The organism is Marinobacter salarius (assembly GCF_032922745.1).
In the GTDB taxonomy this organism is placed as follows: Bacteria; Pseudomonadota; Gammaproteobacteria; order Pseudomonadales; family Oleiphilaceae; genus Marinobacter.
In genome coordinates, this window is record NZ_CP136693.1 from 1,937,484 (window position 1) to 1,959,286 (window position 21,803).

The window sequence follows — 21,803 nt, forward strand, 5'->3', positions numbered from 1 at the left end:
CCCGCGTTCAAGGAATGAGTCATGAGCATGATCAGCAGCACACAACGTTTATTGCTTGGTTCGGTTCTTGCCGCCTCAATGGTCGCCGAGGTCCATGGAGCGACACCCGCTCCTGAAGGCGCGTCGGTGTATTTTATTACGCCAACTGATGGGCAGACCGTGAGTTCGCCAGTCACCGTGAGGTTCGGTCTGGACGGGCTGGGAGTGGCGCCAGCGGGCGTGGAACGTAAGGGCACCGGCCACCATCACCTGCTTGTGGATGTAGACGATATGCCGGCGATGGACCAACCGGTTCCGTCCGATGATCGTCATATTCATTTTGGTGGCGGACAAACCCAGACGTCCCTGGAACTGTCACCGGGCGAACACACCTTGCAGTTACTGGTGGGGGATCACCTGCACGTACCCCATCAGCCGCCTGTGATGTCCGAGAAGATCACCATCACGGTGGAGTAGTAGCACAAGTGGTTCAGAGGCAGGCCAGAAACGCTGTCGCCAAGTGCCACCTTGCCCCCTTCAATCACTTGCGTCGTTATACCGCCATGCCCATGCATGGCGTTATAACCGCCCGGCCCAAGGGCGGCCTCCATCTTACTGCAGGGATGGCAAAGGCCGGTGCATTCCAGCACCACACCCCCAATTCGGAACGTTTTGCCTTTCAGGGCCAGGAGGTTCAGGCCTGAGACCACAATGTTGCGCCGGAAAATCTTGGGGTCAATCGTCTCCCGCCCCAGGCAGGAGGCAATGGCATGCAGGTGCTCTTTCTGGATCAGGGTGACCTGTCGTTTGCTGGTCTCGCGGCCCTCGAATCGATCGCCTTCCAGGCCCTTGCCCGGCGTGATCATCACGTCATCGAGTGTTTTCATGGACTCGCCGCGGGCAGGGCGGATGCCAATCCATTCAACCCGACCGCGCTGAGGGAGGGTGTCGAACAGGGTTTGAAGCGAGGTCGGTTGCGCCATGGATACCTCATGTGAGTTTTAATCCAGCCTGGTCCTGAGTAGTGTACTCAATGGAGCCTTTGGTGGGCCGTACACGACGTATTATGCTGAGGCCGGGATTTCATCACAACGTCCTCCTGAGACAGTCCGGCTCTTCGGGCTGTTGCCTGAGCGTAAAAACAGCGCAAAAGACCAAATGAAGCTAATCTGAGTATCACCTCGTACACAATCCCGAATCAAATCGAAAAAGGAGATTGTCATGACAGACCCAGTTCTTTTGATCACCGGCGCATCTTCGGGCATTGGTGCCGCTACGGCGCGGGCTGCTGCAAAGAATAATTATCGTGTTGTACTGGCAGCGCGTTCGAAAGACAGTCTTCAAAGCCTGAAAGAGGAGATTGGCAGTGATCGGGCGATCAGTGTTCAGTGTGATGTTCAAAGCAGCGAAGACCAGAAAGCCATGGTCGAACAGGCCCTGAAGGCTTTTGGGCAAATTGATGCGGTCTTTGCCAATGCAGGTCGCGGTGGTTCGCCGGGCGGCTTCAGTGGCGCAGACACCGACGCTTGGCGGGATATGATTCTTACCAATGTCTATGGGGTTGGCCTCACTTTGCAGCACTGTCTGCCGGCCTTGAAAGAAAGCCGTGGCCACTTGTTGCTCACTGGCTCCGCCGCCGGCAGGGTGACCATTCCCGGTTCTATGTACAGCGCGACGAAATGGGCGGTGTCGGCCATCGGCTATGGTGTCCGGGAAGAGCTACGGGGAACGGGCGTTCGGGTAACGCTGATAGAGCCTGGAATGGTAGACACGCCTTTCTTTGACGAGCCCCCGGAGAGAGCACTGAAGCCGGACGACGTCGCCAATGCGGTGGTTTACGCCCTGTCACAGCCAGCCCACGTAGACGTGAACGAGTTACTTGTCCGGCCTACGCCGCCCATTGAATAAGAGAGGTCTCGGAAATCGGCTTAGATCAACCCTGCTCTGATCATGTCGAACGTGTCCAGAATGCGGGCCACATACTGGTCTTTCGGGCGAAAGCTGCTTTGAGTGCTGAGCGAGACGTCCCGCTCCAGGTGATCCAGCAGCTTGTGCAGGCGACGACGGTGCAGGCCGAGTGCCGCCTGCACGGGGTCGGAAATAACGCCGGACAGCGCTGCGAACGCCGCCAGGGCGGCCATGACCGCGACCATGACGCTGGCGGTCGTTGCCAGCGACGGCTCCGGTGGAAATACGCTGTAGTACCACGTGCCGATGGTTTCGCCGAGAATAAAATCCCGTGCCGCCAGGGTCTTTGCGAGCATGGACGCCAGCACCACCCCGAGCCCTATGCCCCCAGGCGTAAACTTCTGGAATGCAAACGCGCCCAACACGGTGCATGAAATGCTATTGGTGATATCGGCAGAGGCCGTCCGCGTTACGCGGTACTGACGAAGAGCGTCGGAAATCACGGGCTCTATCAGTTTGATAAAGTGCTGGTGGTCGACCGGCTCAGAACTGTGGCGTTCATAAACCTCCTCCAACGCTTCCGCCAGATAGTCTTCCAGCAGGTGGCCCGTAGGCTGACCACTGTTCAGCAGGTCTGCCTGAATCAGGCTCGATATGTGCTGCTGTACGCGGGTGGTGAAACCTGCAGGCACACGATCGGCCATTCCGTACAGCCATCTGAGGCCGGCGCGTTTGCGCGTCGGAATTTTTACCAGGCAGGCAAGGGCGTACATCGGTGCCCAAAGCAGATTGATCGGCGCCCGCAACATGTCCCAGCCCAGTGCCATCCGGTTGGTCGCGATAGCCCCTGGGTAATGGAAATGTCGGTCGATAAACGTTGGCACCCGCGACCGGCAGTCGGCAAAGTACCGTTCAATGCCCGAGCGTAAGGCTAGCTCTATCTCTGCTTCGGAGATGGTCTGCTCGGGTGGTATGGCAATGGGCATAAGTGACAGGTGCAGTTACCGGTAAGTGGGACGGAGTTGTTTACAGGCGCTCACTTTATCAGGAATCGTTACGGTTTCCTGTTAACGCCCTGATCATCCGGTAGAGAAACCCCAGAACTTCCCTAAATCAGAGAAACTTAGTACCTTGCGGAAATTCCGAACAAAAACACCAACAGGATCATCGTTATGAAAATCCGTGCCGCTGTATTGGAAACGATAGGTGCGCCACAGCCTTTCGACGAAAACCGACCGCTGACGATTGAAGAGCTGGAACTGGATCCACCGGGCGATCATGAGGTGTTGGTTCAGATCCGGGCAGCGGGTTTGTGCCATTCAGACTTGTCCGTGATTGACGGCAACCGGCCAAGGCCCGTGCCTATGGCCCTGGGCCATGAGGCGGCAGGCGTGGTCAAAGCCGTTGGGGCAGGGGTGACAGATCTCAGCCCGGGTGATCACGTGGTCACTGTCTTTGTTCCCAGCTGCGGGCACTGCAGCCCCTGTGCCGAAGGTCGCCCCGCGCTGTGCGAACCGGCGGCCGTCGCGAACAATGCCGGTACGCTTGTTGGTGGCGAACACCGGCTGCATCGGGCGGATGGTACGCCGGTGAATCACCACCTGGGTGTCTCTGCGTTCGCCGATCACGCAGTGGTGTCCCGACATTCACTGGTACGGATTGATCCAGACCTGCCGTTTCATCATGCCGCCCTCTTTGGCTGTGCCGTGCTGACGGGCGTGGGCGCCGCTATCAACTCGGCCGATATCAAAGCCGGCCAGACGGTCGCTGTTATCGGGCTTGGTGGCGTGGGCCTGAACAGTGTGTTGGGTGCGCTGGTGGCCGGGGCGGGACAGGTCATTGCCATTGATCTGGATGAGGACAAGCTTGCGATGGCCAAGAGCCTGGGCGCCAGCGCTGGTATCAATGCGGCGGACGAAGATTGCGTGAGCCAGGTGAAAGCCTTGACCAACGGCGGCGTTGATTGTGCGATCGAAATGGCGGGTTCTGAAAAGGCGCTGGAGTTGGCTTATCAACTGACTCGTCGCGGCGGTACAACCGTAACAGGTGGGTTGGCACACCCTGACAGGAAGGTGTCGATTCAACAGGTGAGCCTGGTGGCAGAGGAGCGAACCCTCAAGGGTAGCTATGTGGGAAGCTGTGTGCCGGTGCGGGATGTGGCCCGCTACGTCAGCCTGTTTCGCCAGGGACGGTTGCCGGTCGACAAGCTACTGAGCGACACCCTGACCCTTGATGAGATCAACGAAGGCTTTGAGCGATTGGCAAACGGCAAGGCCATTCGCCAGGTCATTCTTTTTGACGACCACTGACGCCAGGCTGCCTCCATGGAACGATCTGACTTCCCCGTGTTTTACCCCATCATCACCCGATGGATGGATAACGACATCTACGGTCACGTCAACAACGTGACCTACTATTCCTACTTCGATTCGGTCATCAACCGCTATCTCATTGAAGAAGGCGGTCTTGATATACACAACGCACCGGTAGTGGGTTTTATGGTGAGTTCCAGCTGCCAGTTCAAGAAGCCGGTTGCCTACCCTGATGCCCTTGAAGCCGGCGTTCGGGTTGCCAGAACTGGCACCCGTTCTGTGACCTACGAGGTGGGGATTTTCATGGGGAACGACACCCAGGCAGCCGCACATGGCGAGCTTGTCCATGTGTTCGTGGATCGTGCCACCCAGTCCTCGACACCGATTCCTCCAGGGATTCGGGAGGCCCTGGAGCGAATTACGGTGTAGAGGCCGTCCTTGAGAGGGGCGACAGCTTCAGGCGTCCGGCGTCCAGAGACCCTGCAGTTGCCCCAGCAACGAAGAGCCAATTCCCTGATTTTCCAGGAAGCTCATGATAACCGGGACAAACTGCTGGATCATGCCGCTGTCCATACCCAGGGCTGTAAAGGCTGATTGCACACCGTCCATCGACGAGATGCCGGAAAGCAGGCTTCCGCTCAGGCTGCTACCACCGCCCAGCAGGCTGGACAGGCCAGAGGCTTTGCTGGTTAGGGTGCTCATGGAGTCGTTGCCCAACTGGTTTTTTGCGAGCTGTAACAGGGCGCCAGTACCACCTGTTGCCTGGGCCTGTGTGACGCCGAGCTGGCTTTGGAGTTGGCCGACCAGTTGCTGGGCTTCACCGCTGACCTCTGATGCCGAGGTCATTGCTTCGGTGCCGCTGGAAAGCGCGTCGTTAAGGTCGAAGGCGTTAGCGGCTGGGGCGAGTAGGTCAGATGCTTGAAACCAGGAGGAATTGCTTGATGGTAGCGTTCATTGGGCTGTCCTGAGGGATGTATTATCGAGGTCAGCTCTATTTATGGGGGCGGTAGATCGCTAATAATAGTGAGTGAAAACCGAAACATATCGAATATTCTGCCTGGTGTTGCCGGCACGCTTCAAAAAGGGGAGGGCGATGAGCCCTCCTCGGTGCGTTCAGGCAAAATCGTATTCACCGCCCTTCTCTAGTGCCCTCTGATAAGCGGGTCTGGCGTGTGCTTTCTCAACCCACGCATTGATATGGGGCCTGTCTTTGCCAACGATACCCCGTGCCACGGAAGCTTCCAGCGGGAAGCTCATTTGAATGTCCGCCGCGCTGAGGTTGTCCCCCAGAAACCAGGTGTTTTTTGCCAGGTGAGCTTCGACGAAATCCAGGTGTGTTTTGATCATCGGGCCGATGAAGGTAGCAGTGGTTTTATCGGCAATGCCTTTGGCCACCGGCTTGATAAAAAACGGCATCGGGCTGTTTTTTACCTTCTGGAACACCAGGCGCATTACCAGCGGTGGCATCAGGGAGCCTTCGGCGTAATGCAGCCAGTAGGTATAATCCAGCCACGCCTGGCCGCCGGCTTCCGGCAACATGGTGTCTTTGCCGTAGGTGTGGGCCAGATACTCGATAATAGCGCCTGACTCCGCTACCACCAGGTCGCCATCGGTAATCACCGGTGATTTACCCAGCGGGTGTACTTTTTTCAGGCTGGCTGGCGCCAGCATGGTTTTAGGGTCACGCTCGTAACGCTGGATTTCGTAGGGCACTCCCAATTCTTCCAACATCCAGAGAACGCGTTGTGAACGGGAATTGTTGAGGTGGTGAACGGTAATCATGCAGTGACTCCACTGGTGTCAAAAGAATAAGCAGGTTAGCAGTGTAGTCTGCAAATAGCTTTTTGGATCACCACGGGTTTTGCTTCGAGTCGTTTTTCCAGTGAGTGTTCTTGCACAAGGCAGTTTTCCGAGCTAGATAAGGATAACAATAATATTGCGAGAGGCATCTGCAGTAGATGCATGTTGGTATCCTGATAGTTAGATAATCATTCGATGAAACATACATAGAGGAAGGATTTCTCATGAAAACATGGTTATCGATTATCGCTATTAGTAGCTTAGTCTTCACGGGGTTGGCGCATGCGGCTCCCCAGAGTAAACCCAACGGTCCCTGGATCACCGACGGACAGAATGTGTCTTTGGCTGCGTTACGAAGTTATGCCCAGCTTTGGCATACGCTTGAGCAACTGGATCGATCGGCCAAAGGAGGGTTTGTCCTTTCGAGCGCTCCTCGCCTCAGTAATACTGGCCGGGAAATCCCCGTGGTTACAATAGGGAGCGGACCTCAGCGCATAATGATCATCGCTCAGCAACACGGCAACGAGTATGTCGTGAGTGAGGCTATGGTTGATTTGGCCAGAGATCTATCCGACAACTCGAGGGAATCAAGGGCCATACGGGATGCGCTCACGCTCACCATCGTACCCAGAGTCAATGTCGACGGGTTTGACGCAAGTGTTGAAGATGCTTTCGGGAATACGCCACCGTGGCGCCAGAACTACGATCCATCATGCGTATCGGGTCCTTGTCCCGCGTTTTATCAGCGCGGACGCGGTTATGACATCAACCGCTATCATTCGTTTCTTGAGGATGGTCCAGAGGTCGATCCATACGTTGGTGGCCCTAATCCCGTGCCCGAGTCGGTTGCCATGCGTTTGTTGTTTGACGAATTTCAGCCTTCGGTGGTAATCGATTTCCACCACCAGGGCTCTTATGTTGATGCCGACGGCAATTTAATTACGGGATCGACGCTATGGCCGAATGCTACATCGGCGGCTGAGGCGCTGGGTGTGGTGGATCAGTTCGAGGCAGGAGTGGAACTTGCAAAAAAAGTGGTCACGGTTATGGCCACAGAGCTCGACCAGTACGGTTATGCCAACATCACGCTCTATCCCGGTACCACAACGCCTGGAATCGCCCGTAACGCGTATGGACTGTTGGGTGCCGGATCGGTGCTGTTCGAGATGCGTGGAGGTATTGGAACCAAGGGCAATGGGTACATTACCAAGACTGCGTACAATGCTGCCAAAGCCGTTGTCGCCGCCATGGCCGACGGCACTTTGTTCGACGCGGACATTACGATCGCGGAAAGCCTTCCCCCCAGAGGCCCGGGAATTGGCGCGCCTAACGAGGAGGGAGGATGTAGTGGCATAGTGACTTTGGCCACCTGATTTTGAGTGTATGATCACTCACATAATGAATCAGGTGAAGACGATGGCGAAAACTAGAAACTTCAGTCCGGAATTCCGTTTGGAGGCAGCCCAACTGGTGGTCGACCAAGGATACACAGTGAAAGCTGCCTGCGATGCCATGGGTGTCGGTAAATCCACCATGGAGTACTGGGTCCGTAAACTTCGTTCCGAACGGGCTGGCAAAGCGCCCAGAGGCGAGGCCCTGACCACAGAGCAGCGTGAGATTCAGGAACTGAAGCGCCGCCTTCGTCGGTCGGAGGAAGAAAAGGAAATCTTAAAAAAGGCTACCGCTCTCTTGATGTCGGACTCCCTGAGCAATTCTCGATAATCGAGCGACTTGAAGAGAGCTATACGGTGCAGCGCCTGTGTCGGGTGTTTGGGGTGCATCGCAGCAGCTACCGGGCATGGCGTGACCGGGATAGAACGCCCTGTGACGCTGAGCAAGCACTCCAAGAGCAGGTTATTGAGGCCCACGAGACCAGCAATGGTTCAGCCGGGGCACGGACGATTGCCAGCATGGTGACACAGGCCGGAATACCGCTGAGCCGTTACCGAGCCAGCCGACGGATGAAGCAGCTGGGACTGGTCAGTACGCAGCCGCCAAGCCACGTTTACAAGAAGGCCGATCAGCCGCACCTGGATATTCCGAATCTTCTTGACAGGGAGTTCGACGTAGAGGAACCCAATCAAGTATGGACCGGAGACATCACCTATCTTTGGACCGGTGCGCGCTGGGCTTATCTAGCTGTTGTGATCGATTTGTTTTCCCGTAAACCGGTGGGCTGGGCCATATCCCTATCACCGAATACGGATCTGGTGAAGAAGGCGCTGACGATTGCGTATGAATCCCGTGGGAAGCCATCAGGAGTCATGTTCCACTCGGATCAGGGATGTCAGTACACAAGCCTGAGGTTCCGGCAGTTGTTATGGAGCTACCAGATGAAACAGAGCCTCAGCCGACGGGGGAATTGCTGGGATAATGCCCCGACAGAGCGCTTCTTCCGGAGTCTGAAAACAGAATGGGTGCCGGAAATCGGGTATCCATGCTTTGCCGCGGCGAAGCAATCGGTCACGGATTACATGATCGGCTATTACAGTGCGCTGCGACCGCACAAACACAACAGTGGATTGCCGCCGAATGCGGCAGAGAAGGCCTACTGGAAAACTCAAAAGACGGTGGTCTATAACACTTGACCACTACAGGAGAAGTAGAGTAACAAGGTAAACCCATGAATGGGTTAGCCTCATCCCCACGTATAGGGGATGAGGCTCCAGCCATATGATCATAACGATTGAACCTGCCTCGCTTTTTCGTTACATCTATCCTTTCGCTTCATCTGAAATCAGTCACCTCATTTCATATACCAGGAGGCCGGCAATGTCGGAACCATCACTTAAAGAACAACTCAACACCGCAGTGAAAAATGCGATGCGGAACAAGGACAAAACCCGGCTTGTTACCCTGCGTATGGCGCAGGCTGCGGTCAAACAGATTGAAATTGATGAGCGCCGTGATTTGAGCGACGAGGATGTTCTCAAGGTGTTGGACAAGATGCTCAAACAGCGCCGTGACGCCGCCAGTCAGTATGACGAGGCAGGCCGAGAGGAACTGGGTGACAAGGAAAGGGCGGAAATGGTGATCATCGAGGAATTCATGCCCGCGGCCCTCAACGAGGATGATCTGGACGGCCTGATTCGAATGACCATCAGCGCTACCGATGCACAGGGAATGCAGGATATGGGCAAAGTGATGAACGAGCTAAAGCCCCAGGTGCTTGGCCGGGTTGATATGGGCCACCTGAGCAAGAAGGTGCGGGCAGCGCTGGCGGGTTGATGGCACCCCATGTGCGTGACGCACTGGTAAACGAAAAAGGACCACTATGGCCGACAAAGAACTGCGCCCCAAATCCGATAGACAGGCCATCGACCAGTTTATCAACGAGGTTCGCACACTGCCCAAACAGGGCGGTGGGCAGGGCAGGCTGATATTTGCGTTGGATGCCACCGCCAGCCGGGAGGCAACCTGGGATGAGGCCTGCCACTTGCAAAGTGAGCTGTTCATGGCGACGCGAGATTTGGGCGGCTTGGCTATCCAACTTTGTTATTACCGTGGCTTTGGTGAGTTCAAGGCTACGGAGTTTGTGACGGAGACCGGTCAGTTGTTGAACCTGATGAACGGCGTTTCCTGCCTGGGTGGGCGCACCCAGATCAGCCGGGTGTTGGCTCATGCCGTGAAAGAAACCCGCGAAAAGGCTGTCAGGGCTGTGGTGTTTATCGGCGACTGTTGCGAGGAGCCAGTGGACGAGCTGTGCCATACCGCGGGGGAACTGGGGATGCTGCGAACGCCGGTGTTCATGTTTCACGAGGGCGCCGATGCCCATGCCAGAGCGGTGTTCCAGCAGGTGAGCAAGTTGTCTGGTGGCGCCTATGCCCCCTTCGATCGTGACAGTCCGCAAGTTCTCAAGGATCTTATGGCTGCCGTTGCGGTCTATGCTTCCGGGGGAGCCAAGGCCCTGCAGGATTTTTCCAGCCGCAGCTCTCCAGAGGTCAAGCGCTTGACCCAGCAAATCAAGTAGCGCTTGTTTCAATCCACGTTCAAACCATCGATGGACCGATGAGTTCCGGGGTATCTGAGTGCCACTAACGCTTCTGGTCATAGCACTGTCGGTTGTTGCGTGGGTCTGGCTGCGCAACCAGCCGGCCAGCCAACGTAAGCCGGCGATGATAAAGCTGGCCTTGATGGCCGGTATCGGGATAGTGGTTCTGATGGCGGTTACCGGCCGTCTACACGCTCTATTCGCGTTGTTGGCGTTTCTCTACCCACTGCTACGCCGGGTGCTGCCGTCATTATTGACAGGACGCATGGCGGGGGCCGGAACGGGAGATGCAAACGCAAGTTCAGGCAGTCAATCCCATGTGTCCGGCGACATTCTGGAAATGAGCCTGGATCATGACTCCGGCACCATGAGTGGCAAGGTCCTGAAAGGCCCCATGGCCGGGCGAGCGCTGGCGGACCTGGGCGAAAGCGAATTTCTTGAGCTGTTGCGATACTGCCGGGCGCACGACGAGGACTCCGCCCGGCTGCTGGAAAGTTATCTTGACCGCCGGTTCGGTGACTCATGGCGTGCTGACGATGAGGCCAGCGCTGGAGGCGAAGAATCCGAAGAACACGGCACTACCGGCGGCCCTCTTACCGAGAGCGAGGCCCTGGACATCTTGGGACTGGAGCCCGGTGCAACACAGGACGAGATCATTCAGGCCCATCGCAGGATGATGCAGAAAGTACACCCGGACCGTGGCGGAAGTAACTATTTGGCCGCCCGCATCAATGAGGCCAAGGCGTGTTTGTTGAGCTGACGGCTTCTGTCGGATCTAGGCGATCATTGTGCCAGGGGAACGTTACCCGATGTGTTAAGTGCAAAGCTGAGCAACCAACGATTCCCACGTTCAATCTTCGAAACCCGGTGTTGGTAGAGATCTGGTCGAAACAGGTATACCCGGCCAAACAAGTTGAAAATGTTCTTTTCGCAGATGAACTCACCGCCTGCTTTGGGCTTTACCAGAACACAATTGAGTTTGTACAGCCGGCCTTCGGAAGTCATGTCCAGGTGCGGTCCCACCTTGTGACCTTCCGGGTAGCGGACGAGGTACAGGTTCAGGCGTTTGGAGCGGAACAAAATCCGGGTTTTGACGTTTGCGGGCATTGAATGTGCGTTCTATCTTGGGAGGGTTGAGCCGTTAGTTTGTGCGGTTTGTCGGGTAGCCGTCAACCGTCGCTCCGAATCGTAACTTTCCTGCTACCAAAGTCCTGGCAGTTTCGTGATTTCGTATCATGTACAGCAAACGGGTGGCTCTGGGAAGGTGGTGTTTAACCAACGAACGGGGGAGATCGTTATGACTCAGTACCAGGGCAGTTGTTTTTGTGGCGCTGTTAAGTTTCAGGTATCTGGCGCACCCGAAGCGATGGGATATTGTCACTGTGATTCCTGTCGTCGCTGGTCGGCCGGGCCGGTGAATGCGTTTTCTCTGTGGCCATACGACAGCTTCGAGGTGTTAGCGGGTGCCGATCACATTGGCGAATTCCATCTCACGGAACAAAGCTATCGCAAGTGGTGTAAAAAGTGCGGTGGTCATGTGTTTACCGATCATCCGGCGTTAAGTCTTATGGACGTCTATGTTGCCAACCTTCCGGACCTGGCGTTTGAGCCCGCGGTCCATGTGCATTACCAGGAATCGGTACTGCCGATTCGCGACGGGCTACCAAAGATGAAGGATGTTCCGGCCGAGATGGGCGGGTCAGGCGACACTTTGCCAGAGTGATTTGATGAGAGCGGGGCGGGTGGCGCATCGAATTTCCACTTATGCCTATATATCCAATTCAATAAGCATGCTAAAACGTCTCGCCCGGTGCTCGCTCGCTTTTTTCGGGCGCCGGGTACTCTTCCATTCATCGAGATTTCAGCATGTCAGACAAGTTCTTCTACAAAGGCCGGCAGGACGCGCGCCAGCACCACACCGCCCATGGTGGCTTCCAGACCAAGGCCAGTCAGAAGAGTGGCAGCAAGAAGTTTCCGCTAACACTGGTGGTTACCAGTGAGGCGCGCAGGCAGGAGGTCGAAGCTCAGGTGGCGGAAGCCAATCTGCATGCCAACATTACAGTGGATGCCCGCGAGGGTGCGGTTGAATCCATCACCGAACTGACGGCACTCCTGAACAAAGGGGCGACGGTGACCACGGCGAAACTGCCTTCCCGCAATGATCCTTGCCATTGCGGGAGTGGTGCCAAGTTCAAGAAGTGCTGTGGTTGACCACGCGTTTCTCAATCGCTCTGTTTCAGACCCATTTCCCAGAAATCGATTTCCAGCCGGGTGGCGTCGCTGAATATCCGGGTAAGCTGCTCGAACCTGGCGGGGGATACATCCGCCAGTCGTTCATCCAGCCACTGGATTTCCGCGTGCATGGCCTGCTGGAACTCGTCGCTTTCATACATGGCGATCCAGGCGTCATACGGGTTTTTGTCTCCCCGAATGGTTTCTGCCCGTTTGTTCAGCCAATTGGCGATTTCCCCGTAGCCCACCATGCAGGGTGAGAGCGCAACATGCAGGTCGAGCAAATCGCCGCGGTTGCCCGTGTCGAGCACATAGCGTGTGTAGGCAAGGGTGGCGCGCGCTTCCGGCAGGTTGGCAAGTTCTGCTTCTGAAATGCCCCATTCCTTGCAGTAGCTGATGTGTAGGTCCAGCTCTACATCCACGATGGCCTGCAAGCCTTCCTTTGCCTGGCGGAGATCCAGCAAGGTTGGGCTTTTGTAGGCCGCCAGGGCGAAGGCGCGGGCAAACTGGATCAGGAACAGGTAATCCTGCTTGAGGTAGTGCTGAAACGCTTCGGGAGCGAGCGACGCATCGCCTAACTGCTTTACGAAACTGTGTTCAATGTAGTCGCGCCATTCTGTCCGGCAAGCCTTCCTTAGGTCTTCGAACTGATACGTCATTGTGAATATCCTTCGTCAGATTGAATGTGTTTGGGTCAGGCAACTCAACGACAAATCCTTTTCCAGCCGATAGGTATCAAAATCCTGCGCCAGAAACAGTTGGCCCTTGTAGTGCTGCATGGCTTCGGCCGCCAGTTGGTTGATGTGGGGCGCGCCTCCCGGCCCGGACTGGTAACGTGAGCTGAAATGGGTCAACACCAGGTTGGGCAAGTGAGCTTGTTGGGCGAATCGGGCGACCTGTTCAGCGGAGCTGTGTTGTGGCCAGGGGCCGACCCGGTCGGCCACGTCCTGGGTATAGGTGGCTTCGTGGATCAGCACGTGGGTGCCGTTGCAGGCATCGGCCAGCAGGTCTGGGGTGTCGTTGTCGCCGGCGACGATCAGGCGGCGGGCCGTGCGGGGAATGTGTGTGTAATCGTCACTTCTGAGCAGGCGGCCATCCTCCAGCGTTATATCGTTGCCTTTCTGCAATTCGCCCCAGCCGGGTCCGGGCTCGATGCCTTCCGCGCTTAATTTGTCCCGCAGTAGTTGTCGCTCCAGGCTTTGCTCGGTGAACACATAGGCGCGGCAGTCGACACGATGGGACAGTGCCACATTGGTAACCCTGACGTGCTCATCCTGCCACTGGAAATCCGATGCTTCGGAATCGATAAAGTTTAGCGAGTAGCTGAGACTGGAGTCGCTGTTTGCGAGCACTGCGCTGATGAAGCGTTGTACCTGGGTGGGGGCAACGATGTCCAGCGGTTCCGTGCGGCCAAGCATGGAGGCGCTGGTGAGCAGCCCTGGAAGGCCGAACGTGTGATCGCCGTGGATATGGGTGATAAAGATGGCGCGCAATTGCACAACCGAGTAGCGGGTGCGAAGCAACTGGTGCTGCGTGCCTTCACCGCAGTCGATCAAATACCAGGGTTTGGGACCGGAGTGACACAAGGCCAAGCCGCTCACATTTCGTGACCGTGTCGGGGTGCCGGCGGATGTGCCCAGGAAGGTGAACTCCATTGTTAATCCGCCCATTGCCAGGGTGGCGCATCCAACAAACCCTGCCCCAGGACGATGGTTTCGCCAAGGTCCTTGTTCAGGGCGATGGAGTTACAGTCGCCATCCTGTTCCAGAGTTGCCACCAAACGTGGTGCGTGGGAAACGACCCACACCTGGGTTTCACGTGATGCTCGATTGATCAGGCGCCCCAAGGCAGGCAGCAAGTCCGGGTGCAGGCTGGTTTCCGGTTCATTAAGCACCAATAGTGACGGTGGTCTTGGCGTGAGTAGTGCGGCTACCAGCAACAGGTAACGAAGCGTGCCGTCCGACAGCTCCGCCTGGTTTAAGGGGCGCAGCAACCCCTCCTGCAAAAACTGCAGTATGAAACGGTTGCCGGAGTCTGCCTCAAAGTTGATGGTTGCCCCGGGAAAGGCATCCTCAATGGCATCGTACAACGCCGCCCGGTCGCCAATCTCGTGGATGGTCCGCAGAGCCGCGACCAGGCTATGGCCGTCGTGATCAAGCACCGGCGTTCGCGTACCGATTTGGGGAGTGCGGATGATGGACTGGGGATCGGTTCGGAACTGGTCGTAGAAGCGCCAGTTGCGGATGGTTTGCCGGACAGCATGAACCTCGGGCACAGCCACCGGATCGCTGATTTCGTTGAGGATGCTTTCGTAGGTGTTGAGGTGGGCGTTGTAGACTTCCCATTTACGACCGTTGCGCACTTTCACCACAGGCCCGACCCGGTCAATCAGGCAACTGCTGGGACGGCAGACGTCTCCCGCCCAAATGCACTCGCGCTTGATTTCCGGGTCAAACTGAAACATGGACGGGTCCTGGTAGCCCGCAAATCCCTGAGGGGCGGGCATACCCAGTGAGATGGCGTAGCCGAAGTCTTCACCCACGAAGCCGAGTCTGAGCCGGCTGTTCTGTTTTTTGGCAGAGCCCTGTACGGGATCGACACCGTCTTTCATGCCTTTGGTAAAGGTCTCCGGCCCTGCCCAGAACGTGTAATCCAGCCCGCCTTCCTGCGCGATCGACGAGATTAAGTTGCCCTTTGCGGTTTCAGCCAGTAACCGCAGAGACTTGTAAAGGTTGGATTTGCCGCAGCCGTTGGGCCCGGTTACCACATTGAGGCCGGTCAGGGGCGCGACGATACTCTTGAGGCTGCGGTAGTTGGATACGGCAAATGCGTTGATCATAATCTCAAGATCACTGAGTTTGGTAAAAAAGTCTCGTTATCTCAAGCGCTCTCAGCCGCTTGAATTCGGTTTCGGCCGCTCTCTTTGGCTTTGTAGAGTGCGGCATCGGCGGCAAAGACCAATTCTTCGAGACTGCTCTTGTCATCGGGAACGATGGTGGCGCAGCCCACGCTGACGGTGATGCAATCTCGCGCCGTTGAATGGTCGTGCCTGATGTCCAATGCTTCGATGGCAACGCGGGCATTTTCAGCGACCTGTATCGCACCATTTTCGTCAGTATTGGGGAGTATCAGAATGAACTCTTCTCCCCCGTAGCGCGCCACCATGTCGGTTGAGCGCTGCAGTTGCGCCTGCAGTGTCTCGGCAACCCGGATCAGGCATTCGTCACCCATCTGGTGGCCGTAATTGTCGTTGAAGTGCTTGAAGTGATCCACATCGAGCATAACCACAGATAAGGGCTGGGGCTGCCTTCTCAGGCGCAGCCAGGTGTCTTTGAGGTAGGCGTCACCGGAACGCCTGTTAGCGACGCCGGTCAGGCCATCGCGGTCGGCCAGGCGTTGCAGTTCTTCATTGAGTTCTTCCAGCTCTGCCGTGCGTTCAACCACTTTCTCTTCCTGGAGCCGGGAATGGTCCTGTACCTGGGTGTAGAGCCGGGCGTTTTCGATGGCGACAGCCGCCTGGGCGGAGAGCAGTTGAATCAATTCCACCCGGTCGTCGGTGAAGACGGCGTCGGTCAGGTTGTTCTCCATGTAGACCGCCGCCTCAAAACGTTCCCGCACGATGATAGGGACACACAGTACTGATCGTGGATGCAGGTGAACAGTGTAGGGGTCGTTCACAAACGGGCCGTCGGCCATGGCATCGTGCAGGACCACGGCTTCGCCCCTTTGAAACACCTGGCTGATCACGCTCATTGGCAGGGCGAGGGCCTTGCCCTGACGATCGCTGAGTGTTGAGTGGGTAGGGATCTCAACCTGTGGTGACGGCTGCTCTGGCCGGATTATGGCCTCGACACTGAACGCACCACCGGCCCGGACAATCAGGCAGCCCCATTGCCCACCGGCATTTTCCAGCAGAATCGCCAGGGTTTTCTGCAACAGCTGGTCCAGCACCATCTCGCCGGAGATCTCACGGGAGGCTTTCATAACCGATGCCAGGTCGAGACTGGCCAAATGGCTTCCTGGTGGGCTGAGGTGGGCCTGAACCCACTGACGAAGCACCGGGAACTCGTCTTCCAGCTGTTCTACCTTGCGTTGTGCGCCCCAGCGGTTGTATACCCCGTGGGCACCACGGAGATAACCCTCGGCTGAACGCCGTTTACCCACTGCCAGCAGGTGCCGTGCGGCGCGCTCAAAGGCAGTGGCCTCATCGCGCAGGAAGCCGTTTGCCCGTGCCGTGTCGATGGCCGTGTCATAGAGCTCCAGTGCGGCGTCGTGCCTGCCATCCAGGCGGGCGAGTTCTGCGGTCATCAGCCATTGAAGGTGGCGGAAATTCGCTTCGCAATTGTCCGCCCAACGGGTCATGCGCGCCAGGTCCCGTTCCAGGCGTTCTCGTGTGGCCTGTTGGTCAGCCCTGTTCATGGTGGGGAATAGGGTCGTGAGGGTGAGGTTGGCAACAATGTAGAAACGCACGAGCTGGGGCAGGGACATCGCGGACTTGATTAGCTTGTCCTGCTTTCTGACAAAGTGCAGTGCCTGTTCGTAGTTCCCGTAGAGCAGGTTGATCTCGGCACTGTAGATATGATGATTGGCAATGCCGGTCATGAACTGGCGCGTACTCATTGCCTCGAGACACGCCTGGTCATCAAAATCATCGGTGCTCAGACTGGCCGGTGAGTGGGTGGTGCCAAGAAAATTGCGCTGCATCTGTAGGAAGAGGGAACCGGAGTCCAGCGAATCCTGGTAGGCGCACTCGCGAACGATGTTGAGGTTTTCCTGATGCAACTGGCTTGCGGTTTCCAGATCCATGCCCGGGTCCCAGATCACGCAGTCCTGGGCACTGTAGGCCAGATAGAGCAGGTCGCCGGATTGATAGCCGGCTTCGATGCCCTTGCGGAACCAGGGCGTGAGCGTTGCCCAGTGGTTGCTCCAGTGATGAACGAACATGGCGTATACATAGATAACGCGCGCCCTCAGGCTGAGGTCATCAAGCCGTTCATTGATGGCCAGGCCAACCTTGGCGTACTGATAGCCCAGGGCGGGCTCGTCCAGCTCACCACACAAAAGCATGCCGTAGGCGGCATAGGCAAACGCCGATTCCGGGCAGTTGCCCCGATGCAAAGCCAGGTTAACCGCTTTTAGCACCAGGTAGCTGAACAGCTTGCTGCCGGAGAGAAACGCGGCCGCAAAGATTTCCATCAGCAGACGCATGGCGGTCAATGTGGCTGGGTCTTCGATGACAGGAGCATCAACCAGGTCGGTGATTTCGCGGCCAGCCAGGTTCGTCAGTACCCGTTGGCGTTCGACATCGATATCGTGCTGGCTGGGGTGTTCGGTGAAATTGACACCCAATAGTGCCAGCCCCTCAATGGCAGCGTGAATAGACGCCTCCATTCTACCCAGCGTGGCATTCTGCCGGGTACGTATGGCGAGAATGTCGGCGCGATGCAGCCGGGAGTCCGCATGGTCCAGCATCTGCTCCAACCAATGGTCGGCCTCTTCGGTACGTCCGGTGAGGTAGAGGCAAAGCTGTATCTCTGACGCCAATGTGGCCATCAGTGAGGGCATCTGTGACCAGGCGTCGTCTGGCAGCAATTCCTCGGCGACCTGCAAGTAGTCGAGTGCCTGTTGATAGGCCGAGGTTTGTCGGGCGCGACTGCCGGCACGAAGGTTGAACTCGGCCAGTTGAAGGCGTTCTGACCCGGACTGGATCAGCGCGCGCCCCTGATTGAGATGATTCACGATATCAATCAATTGGTCATCGGCGACCTGCCCGCCGCCGTGTTGTAACATCAGGCGCCCGACCGTTAGGTGTACCCTGGGGAGCTCGTCGGTCGCAATGAGGTTGTAGGCAGCCTGCTGCACACGGTCATGCTGAAAACGATAGCTGGGGTTGAGCACCCGCTCTTCGTCCTGGTGTCTCGCCAGGCGATAATCACTGTGTAGCGGCAGCACGGTGTACTGTTTCAACGCCGGCAGAAGGGCCCGGGCGGTTTCCGCAACGGTATGCTCGTAGATGGTGGCGAGCGTTTGCAGGGTAAAGGTATTCCCGATGCTGGCGGCCAGTTGAAGTACGTTCTGTGTTTCGTCCGGGAGCTGTCGCAGGTTATCCAGCATGAACTCAACCACGTCATGGCTGGTTTCATCCCAACTGGCCCTGTCGAGCTGCCAGTGCCATTGGCCACTGCCCGAATCTGACCAGATTGCCCCCTGGGCATGGAACTGTCGCAGCAACTCGTTGGTAAAGAAGGGGTTGCCCTGGGCGCGGTGAAACAGCATCTCGCTCAGTGTGCGGCTCGTTTCCGGCTCGCAACGCAGGGCATCGGCCACCATTTGGTCCACCGACGATTCATCAAGCGGCCCCACAGGGATCTGATGAATTCGCCGATGGTTGTTGAGGTCATCCAGGAGCAATCTGAGCGGGTGCCCAGGGCCGACTTCATTGCTGCGATAGGCGCCAATCAACAGCAGGTGGCTCTGGTCCCTGGAGGTGACTATACGGCGTATCAGGTCGAGGGTTGGGGTGTCGCTCCACTGCAGATCGTCCAGGAACAGCACGACCGGATGGCCTTCGCCGGCAAACACTCGCAGGAATGCGGTCAGTACCAGCTGCAACCGGTTACGGCTCTCTGAGGGTGGCAGCTCGGTCACAGGGGGTTGTTCGCCGATAATCAGCGCCAGCTCCGGTACCAGGTCGATCACCAGGGCGCCGTTGGGCCCCAGCGCACCAAGCAGTTCGGTGCGCCAGCAGTCAAGCTGGTTGTCGGGCTCTAGCATGATTTGCTGCACGAGGGCACGAAAGGTGGCTGCCAGTGCTGAGTAGGCTTCGCTTTGCTGGAACTGGTCGAACTTGCCCTGGACCAGGAAGCCGCGTTCGCGGATCTGGTAGCGATCAATTTCGTTGACCAGTGCCGACTTGCCAACGCCGGAGTAGCCGTGAACCAGGCAGAAGCGGGATCGTCCCTCCACCGCCTGCTCGAACAGGCCCAGCAGCTCCTGCAGCTCGCGCTCACGGCCGTAAAGTGCCTGGGGAATCAGAAACTTCTGCAGATGATCCTTTTCACCCAGTGTGAAGGGCAGCAGTGGCAGATCCTGTTCTATCGACGTGGCGCAACGGGATAGGTCGTGCAGCAGGCCCAGGCTGCTTTGATAACGTTCTTCCGGGGATTTGGCCAGAAGCTTCAGCACAATGTCTGAAAGGGCCTCGGGTATGTCCTCAAACACGGTGTGAGGCGCCGGAGGCAGACGACTTATGTGGCTGTGTACCCACTCCAGGGTATTGTTGGCTGTAAACGGAGGTTGGCCGGTCAGAAGTTCAAACAGCAGCAAGCCGAGGGAATAGTAGTCCGAGCGGTAGTCGAGGCTCCGATTCATGCGCCCGGTCTGTTCCGGCGACATGTAGGCCAATGCCGCCTCGGGCTGATTGGGCAGCTGTTTGGCCTGCCGCTCCTGCCCCAGCTCCGATGCTATATTGAACCCCGACAGCACCAGTGCGCCACTTCTTGAGTCAAACAGGACGTTATGGGGTGTCAGCGACTTGTGCACGATGTCCTGTGCGTGGATGTCGCTCAGAATCTGTACCAGGGCCTGGGCTATTTTCAGCGCCTGGGGCAGGGGCGAGCGTCTGTTACGGCTCTCGGCCATTACCGAGGCAAGCGAACGCTCACAGGGATCGGTGATGAGCGCCAGGTTCCCACTACCGTGTGGCAGTATGTCATGAACCCTGCGTACGCCTTTCACGCCGTCGAGCCGTGAAGCAATGCTGGCTTCGTGATTGAGCGTGGCCACCTGCCTGCGGTCGGGATATTCGGTATCAAGGGTTTCAATGCAGACGTCTGCACCGTCCGAGAGTCGCCGTGCGCGATAGACCGCCCGGCCTGCTTTTCTCCAGAGGCAGAAGGAGATTGTGTATCCGGGCAGCTGTAATTCGCTCTGCATCAGGTGCCGCTCCTGGGGATCACGCCTGGCAATGGAACACTCGATCGAAGGTGGCGCTGAAGTCCTCTTTGGCGTTGTCCAGTAGGGGTTGGCCATGGCCACAGAGAACGTGTTTGAAGTTCAGTGTTTTGAGGCGGTTAAAATCCTCGGCAGCAGGTTCCGCCGCCTGCAGCCAGACTGGGCCAATGTTGGCGGGTGTGAAGAAGCCCATCTGCTCCATTCGCTGTCGCGAGGCGTCGCAGAAGTGCTCGTCGGGTTTCAGCCAGTTCTGCAGGGCGTCACAGGCTATCAGGATGCCGCCATCCCGCTGGAGGTGGAGTACGCCTTCAGGAAGTTTGGTAGTTTGGAACTGAAATAGCGATGCGTCACTCAGGGGCAGCGTCTGGCCGAGGACGTTTGCCTCTCTTTCAGACCCGCTTTGGTCCTCCGGTTCCAGACCTGGCATCACCCAGTACTGCGCCTGGTAACGGTCAACATAGAACGCATCGTCACGCCCATGCAGAGCGCCAAGCCGAATCACGTCGGTTACTTTTCCCAGTCGGTCCAGTTCCGCCAGGCCGTCATCATCAAGGCGGACCGTATTGATGAGGATCAGCCGTTCACCGTCACGGACGATGGTCATGTTGCGGCTGAATTGCCAATCCAGGTCCATAAGGACGGTTTCCATGGCACCACTGACAAAAAACAGATCCGGCAGGATCTCTTCGATGGCATTGTGTGCCAGGGCTGGCGGGAAAGACGGCATGAGAACTCCTCAGTCTTTATCATAGTTATAGCGGCCGACGTAGCGATACTCTCTGGCGTATTCGTTCAGATAGGCGTTGAGGTATCGCTTCTGGGCCTTGTTGAGGCGTCCGTTCCGGATATCGTCCATGGTTTCATCAACGTTGCTGCTGTCCAGCCGTCTGAGGTGAAAAAGCGTCATGTCCCTGCCTCCAAAAAAGCCTTTGAGGAAGTGGTGCAGAGGCCTCGCCTCGGACATATCAAACACGGCCCCGTAGAGGGCCGTGTACAGCGGCTGTTTTGCCAGCAACGCCCGGTCAAATGTTGGGTAGTCTCCGGGTGGTGCCGCGAACGTTGGGTACTCATCAAGTTGATGAATGGGCTGATTGGCCAGTGACTCCAGGTATTTGCCATCCAGTCCGGCCTGGCGGCCTCCCTCCAGAACGATGTTCAGGTAACGACGGCTTGGTCGGCAGTCGTTGTCGATAAACTGGGGCATGCCCACATAGGTGAGAGCAGAGACTTTCGGGGCCATTGCCGCGCTAGGGTTATCCGGCTCTACCTCGATCTCTATGCGGTTATAGCCATGCCCGTAAGCTTCGGCCTGATCCAACAGAGAAAGCGCCTCGTCCGGGCATTCATGGAGCACGCCGAGAACCCGGTCGTCCGGGTGGCCGGTGTTTTCGATGTTGCCAACACCACCCTCATGGCGGAAGAAGTGCTGCACGTTGAAGCGTAACCGCCATCCGCGCAGCACCGCTTTCGTAGATGCCCGAGGCTCGACACCCTTCGCTCTCAGCGAGAGCATGCTCATGTTGGAGCCAAAGCCAAAGTAGTAAAACATAGATTCAATAGATTACAGGTTAACCTGCCCTCAGGTACTTTTCTATAACCTGCCACGGCAAAGGCGGTGGCAGATTGGC

22 protein-coding genes are annotated in these 21,803 nt (G+C 57.1%); 11 read left to right on the forward strand and 11 right to left on the reverse strand.

Features of this window, described 5'->3' with window-relative positions:
* Positions 1-21 precede the first annotated feature (21 nt).
* Entirely contained in the window at positions 22-456 is a 435-nt protein-coding gene (locus tag R1T46_RS08965) for a DUF4399 domain-containing protein (protein WP_317308041.1), read from the forward strand.
* On the opposite strand, the gene R1T46_RS08970 is transcribed toward R1T46_RS08965, so the two are convergent.
* A complete protein-coding gene (locus R1T46_RS08970) occupies positions 411-962 on the reverse strand; it encodes an MOSC domain-containing protein (protein WP_317308042.1) in 552 nt (183 codons plus the stop codon). The two genes, R1T46_RS08965 and R1T46_RS08970, sit on opposite strands and share 46 nt — an antisense overlap.
* A gap of 238 nt (positions 963-1,200) precedes the next feature.
* Between R1T46_RS08970 and R1T46_RS08975 the strand changes: the two genes are divergently transcribed.
* Complete coding sequence (locus R1T46_RS08975) at positions 1,201-1,887, forward strand: SDR family oxidoreductase (RefSeq protein WP_317308043.1); 687 nt, start codon at positions 1,201-1,203, stop codon at positions 1,885-1,887.
* 20 nt (positions 1,888-1,907) lie between these two features.
* Here R1T46_RS08975 and R1T46_RS08980 read toward each other — a convergent pair whose 3' ends face one another.
* Positions 1,908-2,873: a DUF6635 family protein gene (locus tag R1T46_RS08980; RefSeq protein ID WP_317308044.1), complete on the reverse strand. Its 966-nt coding sequence runs from the start codon at positions 2,871-2,873 to the stop codon at positions 1,908-1,910.
* 186 nt (positions 2,874-3,059) lie between these two features.
* Between R1T46_RS08980 and R1T46_RS08985 the strand changes: the two genes are divergently transcribed.
* Complete coding sequence (locus tag R1T46_RS08985; protein WP_007152707.1) at positions 3,060-4,196, forward strand: zinc-dependent alcohol dehydrogenase family protein; 1,137 nt, start codon at positions 3,060-3,062, stop codon at positions 4,194-4,196.
* Positions 4,197-4,211: 15 nt separating this feature from the next.
* Positions 4,212-4,628 (forward strand): thioesterase family protein, encoded by a 417-nt coding sequence (locus R1T46_RS08990; protein ID WP_317308045.1) that lies wholly within the window; start codon positions 4,212-4,214, stop codon positions 4,626-4,628.
* Positions 4,629-4,655: 27 nt separating this feature from the next.
* Here R1T46_RS08990 and R1T46_RS08995 read toward each other — a convergent pair whose 3' ends face one another.
* Positions 4,656-5,045, reverse strand: a complete 390-nt coding sequence (locus tag R1T46_RS08995; protein ID WP_317308046.1) for a DUF2780 domain-containing protein — start codon at positions 5,043-5,045, stop codon at positions 4,656-4,658.
* Between the two features lie 267 nt (positions 5,046-5,312).
* Entirely contained in the window at positions 5,313-5,981 is a 669-nt protein-coding gene (locus R1T46_RS09000; protein ID WP_317308047.1) for a glutathione S-transferase, read from the reverse strand.
* Between the two features lie 242 nt (positions 5,982-6,223).
* Between R1T46_RS09000 and R1T46_RS09005 the strand changes: the two genes are divergently transcribed.
* The 5 genes from R1T46_RS09005 (at position 6,224) to R1T46_RS09025 (ending at position 10,750) form a co-directional block, all read left to right on the forward strand.
* The gene (locus tag R1T46_RS09005; RefSeq protein WP_317308048.1) at positions 6,224-7,372 is read left to right on the forward strand and encodes a M14 family zinc carboxypeptidase; all 1,149 of its coding nucleotides are present in this window, start codon (positions 6,224-6,226) and stop codon (positions 7,370-7,372) included.
* 43 nt (positions 7,373-7,415) lie between these two features.
* A protein-coding gene (locus R1T46_RS09010) for an IS3 family transposase (RefSeq protein ID WP_317306215.1) occupies positions 7,416-8,587 on the forward strand; the annotation gives its coding sequence in 2 pieces (ribosomal slippage) (positions 7,416-7,665 and positions 7,665-8,587; 1,173 coding nt in all).
* Positions 8,588-8,771: 184 nt separating this feature from the next.
* Positions 8,772-9,227, forward strand: coding sequence for a GatB/YqeY domain-containing protein (locus R1T46_RS09015; RefSeq protein WP_317308049.1), 456 nt, complete (start codon positions 8,772-8,774; stop codon positions 9,225-9,227).
* Between the two features lie 46 nt (positions 9,228-9,273).
* On the forward strand, positions 9,274-9,969 hold the full coding sequence (locus R1T46_RS09020) for a VWA domain-containing protein (protein WP_317308050.1): 696 nt from the start codon (positions 9,274-9,276) through the stop codon (positions 9,967-9,969).
* 58 nt (positions 9,970-10,027) lie between these two features.
* Positions 10,028-10,750 carry a DnaJ domain-containing protein gene (locus R1T46_RS09025; protein WP_317308051.1) on the forward strand — a complete coding sequence of 241 codons (723 nt, stop codon included), beginning with the start codon at positions 10,028-10,030 and terminating at the stop codon, positions 10,748-10,750.
* A gap of 23 nt (positions 10,751-10,773) precedes the next feature.
* On the opposite strand, the gene R1T46_RS09030 is transcribed toward R1T46_RS09025, so the two are convergent.
* The gene (locus R1T46_RS09030) at positions 10,774-11,097 is read right to left on the reverse strand and encodes a 2OG-Fe(II) oxygenase (RefSeq protein ID WP_007152700.1); all 324 of its coding nucleotides are present in this window, start codon (positions 11,095-11,097) and stop codon (positions 10,774-10,776) included.
* Positions 11,098-11,287: 190 nt separating this feature from the next.
* Between R1T46_RS09030 and R1T46_RS09035 the strand changes: the two genes are divergently transcribed.
* Together R1T46_RS09035 and R1T46_RS09040 are read left to right on the forward strand one after the other, a co-directional pair.
* Positions 11,288-11,713 carry a GFA family protein gene (locus R1T46_RS09035; RefSeq protein ID WP_036209304.1) on the forward strand — a complete coding sequence of 142 codons (426 nt, stop codon included), beginning with the start codon at positions 11,288-11,290 and terminating at the stop codon, positions 11,711-11,713.
* Between the two features lie 143 nt (positions 11,714-11,856).
* Positions 11,857-12,201: a PBPRA1643 family SWIM/SEC-C metal-binding motif protein gene (locus tag R1T46_RS09040; protein WP_085679529.1), complete on the forward strand. Its 345-nt coding sequence runs from the start codon at positions 11,857-11,859 to the stop codon at positions 12,199-12,201.
* Between the two features lie 11 nt (positions 12,202-12,212).
* Here R1T46_RS09040 and tenA read toward each other — a convergent pair whose 3' ends face one another.
* The 6 genes from tenA to R1T46_RS09070 are packed head-to-tail and all read right to left on the reverse strand — an operon-like array spanning position 12,213 to position 21,724.
* Positions 12,213-12,881, reverse strand: coding sequence for a thiaminase II (tenA, locus tag R1T46_RS09045; RefSeq protein WP_007152696.1), 669 nt, complete (start codon positions 12,879-12,881; stop codon positions 12,213-12,215).
* A gap of 15 nt (positions 12,882-12,896) precedes the next feature.
* The gene (locus tag R1T46_RS09050; protein ID WP_286811887.1) at positions 12,897-13,877 is read right to left on the reverse strand and encodes a ribonuclease Z; all 981 of its coding nucleotides are present in this window, start codon (positions 13,875-13,877) and stop codon (positions 12,897-12,899) included.
* Positions 13,878-13,879: 2 nt separating this feature from the next.
* On the reverse strand, positions 13,880-15,061 hold the full coding sequence (locus R1T46_RS09055; RefSeq protein WP_007152694.1) for an AAA family ATPase: 1,182 nt from the start codon (positions 15,059-15,061) through the stop codon (positions 13,880-13,882).
* 41 nt (positions 15,062-15,102) lie between these two features.
* Positions 15,103-20,157: a diguanylate cyclase gene (locus R1T46_RS09060; protein WP_317308052.1), complete on the reverse strand. Its 5,055-nt coding sequence runs from the start codon at positions 20,155-20,157 to the stop codon at positions 15,103-15,105.
* Positions 20,158-20,176: 19 nt separating this feature from the next.
* Entirely contained in the window at positions 20,177-20,902 is a 726-nt protein-coding gene (locus R1T46_RS09065) for a hypothetical protein (RefSeq protein WP_075196979.1), read from the reverse strand.
* Between the two features lie 9 nt (positions 20,903-20,911).
* Positions 20,912-21,724 carry a gamma-glutamylcyclotransferase family protein gene (locus R1T46_RS09070; RefSeq protein ID WP_007152691.1) on the reverse strand — a complete coding sequence of 271 codons (813 nt, stop codon included), beginning with the start codon at positions 21,722-21,724 and terminating at the stop codon, positions 20,912-20,914.
* Positions 21,725-21,803 lie beyond the last annotated feature (79 nt).